The sequence below is a fragment of the bacterium genome (genome assembly GCA_036524115.1).
Lineage (GTDB): Bacteria > JAUVQV01 > JAUVQV01 > JAUVQV01 > DATDCY01 > DATDCY01.
Genome location: DATDCY010000002.1, coordinates 1 through 4254, shown reverse-complemented (window position 1 = coordinate 4254; position 4254 = coordinate 1). Strand labels below are relative to the sequence as shown.

The following is a 4254-nucleotide window of genomic DNA, read 5'->3' as shown; positions in this document are numbered from 1 at the left end:
GTTCGTCTTCCTCGCGGACCTGGCGCGACAGATCACGGTGCCGGTCAACGTCGACTTCATGGCGATCACCCGCTACGGCGCCGGCCGCCGCGGCGGCGCGGTGCGCATCGAGAAGGACCTCGACATCGCGGTCACCGGCCGCGACGTGCTCGTCGTGGAGGACATCGTGGACACCGGCCTCACGCTCGGCTACCTCGTGAAGAACCTCGGCGCGCGCGACCCCGCGAGTCTTGCGGTCTGCGCGCTGCTCGACCGGCGCGTCCGGCGCCTGACGAAGTTGCCGTTGCGCTACGTCGGCTTCGAGGTCCCCGACCGGTTCCTGGTCGGCTACGGCCTGGACCAGCGCGAGCGCTGGCGCAACCTCCCGCACCTGGCGGCGCTCCCGGACCAGGAGACCGCACCCACCGGGCCCTGAGCGCGCCCGCGCGGCGGCGTTCCGTGGTACCCTCGGCGTGCGCGCGGGGTGACCTGCGCTGCCCGGCAGAGGAGGATGCGCCCATGATCGAGTTTCCCGAGGACATCCGCGGCGCCCTCGTCCCGACCTACCGGGGCGAGGTCGTCTACGAGTGCGTCTCGTGCGACGCGCGCCACCCCATCGAGAAGTTCGCGTACACCTGCCCGCGCTGCGGCGGGCTGCTCTCGCTGCGCGACCTCGCGTTCGACGCCCTCAAGGCGAAGGGCGGCGCCTTCTGGCAGCGATTGTTCGCCTACCGCGCGCTGGCACGCGAGCCGCAGTCGCTCAAGGGGATCTTCCGCTTCCACGAGCTGATCCTCCCGGTCGTGCCCCCGGAGGACGTCATCTGGCTCGGCGAGGGGCACACGCCGGTGATCCCGGCCAACGCGGACCTCGCCGCGGCGGTCGGCGCGCCGTTCTCCATCAAGTACGACGGGCTCAACCCGTCGGCCTCCTTCAAGGACCGCGGCATGGCCTCGGCGATCTCGTACCTCAACCACGCGATCCGGCGCTGGGGCGCGCGCGACGTGCTCGGCATCTGCGCCTCCACGGGCGACACCTCGGCCGCGGCGGCACTGTATCTGGCGTACCTGCCCGAGGGCGCGGTGAAGTCCGTCGTGCTGCTGCCCGCCGGCAAGGTCACACCGCAGCAACTCTCGCAGCCGCTGGGAAGCGGCGCGACCGTGATCCAGGTCCCCGGCGTCTTCGACGACTGCATGCGCATCGTCGAGGAGCTCTCGCGCGACTACCAGGTCTTCCTCCTCAACTCGAAGAACCCGGTGCGCATCAACGGCCAGAAGTCCTACGCGTACGAGGTCGCCCTCGACGCGGACTGGCGGACGGAGGACCTCGCGGTGGTGGTGCCGATCGGCAACGCCGGCAACGTCACCGCGGTGATGGAGGGCTTCCTCGACCTGCTGCGCCTCGGCATGATCCCGGCGCTGCCGCTGGTCGTCGGCGTGCAGAGCCGGCACGCGAACCCGGTGTACCTCTGGCGGAGCAGCGGCAGCTACGCGCCGGTGAAGGTGCGCTCGAGCGTCGCCCAGGCCGCGATGATCGGCAACCCGGTCTCCTTCCCGAAGGTGCGCCGGCTGGTGGAGGAGCACTTCCGTGAGCGCTTCGTGGCCGTCGAGGTCACGGAGCAGGAGATCATGGACGCCATGCTCACCGCGAACCGCCACGGCCACGTGATCTGCACGCAGGGCGGCGAGGGCGTCGCGGGCCTCGCGGCGGCGCTGCGCGCGAAGGTGGTCGAGCCCGGGATGCGCGTCGTGGTCGACTCGACGGCGCACCACCTCAAGTTCGCGGACTTCCAGCAGAAGTACTTCGACGGGAGCCTGCCGGCGGACTACGAGGTGACGCCGCGGCCCCAGCTGCAGAACCGGCCGGTCGACCTGCCGGCATCGGCGGACGCGATTGCCGAGTACCTGAACCTGTCCCGGCGGGCGTAGCGCCCGCGAAAGGAGGAGCGCGGATGACCAGCGCACCCGAGCGGTTCGACGGCGTCGCCGTCGTCACCAAGGCCAACGTCTACTTCGACGGGAAGGTCGTGAGCCACACGGTGCTCTTCCCCGACGGCTCGAAGAAGACGATCGGGCTGATCTACCCCGGCTCGTACACCTTCACCACCGGCGCCCCGGAGGTGATGGCGATCGTCGCCGGCGCCTGCCGCGCGCGCCTCAAGGGCGAGAGCGCCTGGCGCGAGTACGGCGCCGGGGCCGCGTTCGCGGTGCCCGGCAATTCGGCCTTCGACATCGCCGTCGAGGCCGGCGTCGCGGAGTACGTCTGTTCCTTCGGTTAAGAGGCGCGGGCGCCGCCGCCCGCCGTGCAGGCAAACCGCCACAGGGGAGGGAAGCATCTTGAAGAGAGCCGTCATGCTGTTCGTCGCGATCGCCGCCGCGCTCGTCGTCGGCGCCTGCGCCCACGGGGGGAAGCACCATCCCTGCGAGGAGGGCAAGGGGCCGTGCCCGCCGTGCCCGAACTGCCCGCAGGGAGCGCCCGCCGGCGCGGAGAAGGCGCCCCAGCAGTCGAGCGTCATCTACTGGTGCAACTGCGGCCCGGAGTGCAAGTGCAACGCCGTTGCGACCAAGCCCGGCAAGTGCGGCTGCGGCAAAGAGATGGCCGGGGGGCACGTGCTGTTCATCGAGGGCAGCACCGCGCTGGTCTGTCCCTGCGGGCCGGACTGCACCTGCAAGATCGACCCCAAGGACCACAGCAAGTGCGGCTGCGGCAAGGCGGTGAAGAAGATCGACCTCAAGGGCACCGGCCTCTATTTCTGCAACTGCGCCGGCGCCTGCGGCTGCGCCACGGTCTCGGACAAGCCCGGCACCTGCAAGTGCGGAATGGAGCTGCACCAGGCGAAGTAGCGCTTCGAAAGCGCCCATCCTTCCCGGCCGCGGGAGGCCCCGTCCAAGGGGTTTTCCCGCGGCCGACCTGTTCATCATTTCACTTGTGAAATTTTCACTTGCCAAATTCTCCCCCATTGTTATGTTGGCTGGTAGGGAACGAAAAGACTTCAATCCGGCTCGATAAGGAGGGACAAATGGGCGAGGCTTCACGGCAGGAAAGAGAGATCGACGACATCGCGTCGTACCTTCCGAAGTGCGACTCGGGGTCGATGCTGGTGCGCGACGTCCTCGTGCAGAAGCGCCGGCGCGAGGTCCTGACCGTCGGGCCCAGGGATTCGGTCTACGACGCGCTCAGCCAGATGGCGGAGAAGAACGTCGGTGCGCTGGTCGTCGTCGACGGCGGACGGGTGGTCGGCGTCCTCTCCGAGCGCGACTACGCCCGCAAGGTGATCCTCATCGGCAAGGCCTCGCGGGAGACCGTGGTCGAGGAGATCATGGGCGCGCCGGCGATCACCGTCTCGACCGGGACGAGCATCGCCGAGTGCATGGCGGTCATGACCGGCCGCTGCCTGCGCCACCTCCCCGTGGTCTCCGACGGCATGCTCGTCGGCATCGTCTCGATCGGCGACCTCGTCAAGGCGCTGCTCGCCGACCAGGAGGCGCGCCTCGGGAAGATCGAGGCCTACATCAGCGGCGCCTACCCGGCCTAGGGGGCGGGGCGGGAGATCTCGATCCAGTCCACGAAGGAGACGGACCTCTCGCAGGTGTTGTCGGAGTCGTTCATCACGGCAAGGCTCGCCGTCCGCGGCGGGTCCTTGCCGAAGGCCTTGCGGTAGTCGGCGAGCACGTCCGCCTCCTCCTCGATCCACTGGCCGGCGCGCGCCGGGCCCTTCTCGTTGAGGAACATCGCGACCGAGCCGGTGTAGGGGCTTGGGACCCATTCCGCCGCGCCCTCCCGGCTCTCCCAGACGTAGCTGATCCCGCTGTCCGGCGGGTACTCCCCGTAGACCGCCTTCGCCAGGGCGTACTTCAGGCGCCGCCCGGCCGACGCCGCAGACGGGTCGTACGGGAACAGGACGTAGAGCCGGATCGGGTAGTCGTCGCCGCTCTTCGTGGTGACGTCGCCCTTCGCGTAGACGTTCTCGATGCGCCAACGCCAGCGCAGCCGCGGGTACGCGCGGACGTCGTACTGCGCGTTCCAGACGATGCCCGACGCCGAGCAGTCGCTCTCGGCCCGCAGCCAGGTCCCGGACCCCGGACCGGTGGCGATGGTGTACGTCGAGTGGCGCGCGATCTTCGGGAACGTCAGCGGCCGCCAGGCGTCGAGGCTCGTGAATTCCTCCCGCAGCAGGACGTCAGCGTCCGCGGCCGGCGCGGCCGTGGCCCCGAGGGCGAGCGCCAGCGCGGCGAGCGCCCCGGCCAGGCGCCGCGCGCCGGTCACGCATCGCCCCC

General features: G+C 70.1%; 6 protein-coding genes. 5 read left to right on the top strand and 1 reads right to left on the bottom strand.

What is annotated here, in order from left to right:
• From VI078_00170 to VI078_00150, 5 genes are all read left to right on the top strand, one after another.
• On the top strand, positions 1 to 415 hold a 415-nt coding region (locus VI078_00170), incomplete at its 5' end, for a phosphoribosyltransferase family protein (GenBank protein HEY5997701.1).
• An 83-nt stretch (positions 416 to 498) separates the two neighbouring features.
• Positions 499 to 1905 carry a threonine synthase gene (thrC, locus tag VI078_00165; protein ID HEY5997700.1) on the top strand — a complete coding sequence of 469 codons (1407 nt, stop codon included), beginning with the start codon at positions 499 to 501 and terminating at the stop codon, positions 1903 to 1905.
• A 23-nt stretch (positions 1906 to 1928) separates the two neighbouring features.
• Positions 1929 to 2255 carry a pyrimidine/purine nucleoside phosphorylase gene (locus tag VI078_00160; protein HEY5997699.1) on the top strand — a complete coding sequence of 109 codons (327 nt, stop codon included), beginning with the start codon at positions 1929 to 1931 and terminating at the stop codon, positions 2253 to 2255.
• A 58-nt stretch (positions 2256 to 2313) separates the two neighbouring features.
• Entirely contained in the window at positions 2314 to 2820 is a 507-nt protein-coding gene (locus VI078_00155; GenBank protein HEY5997698.1) for a hypothetical protein, read from the top strand.
• 251 nt (positions 2821 to 3071) lie between these two features.
• Complete coding sequence (locus VI078_00150) at positions 3072 to 3512, top strand: CBS domain-containing protein (protein HEY5997697.1); 441 nt, start codon at positions 3072 to 3074, stop codon at positions 3510 to 3512.
• On the opposite strand, the gene VI078_00145 is transcribed toward VI078_00150, so the two are convergent.
• A partial coding sequence (locus tag VI078_00145) for a DUF3047 domain-containing protein (protein HEY5997696.1) occupies positions 3509 to 4254 on the bottom strand: 746 nt, incomplete at its 5' end. The genes VI078_00150 and VI078_00145 overlap by 4 nt on opposite strands.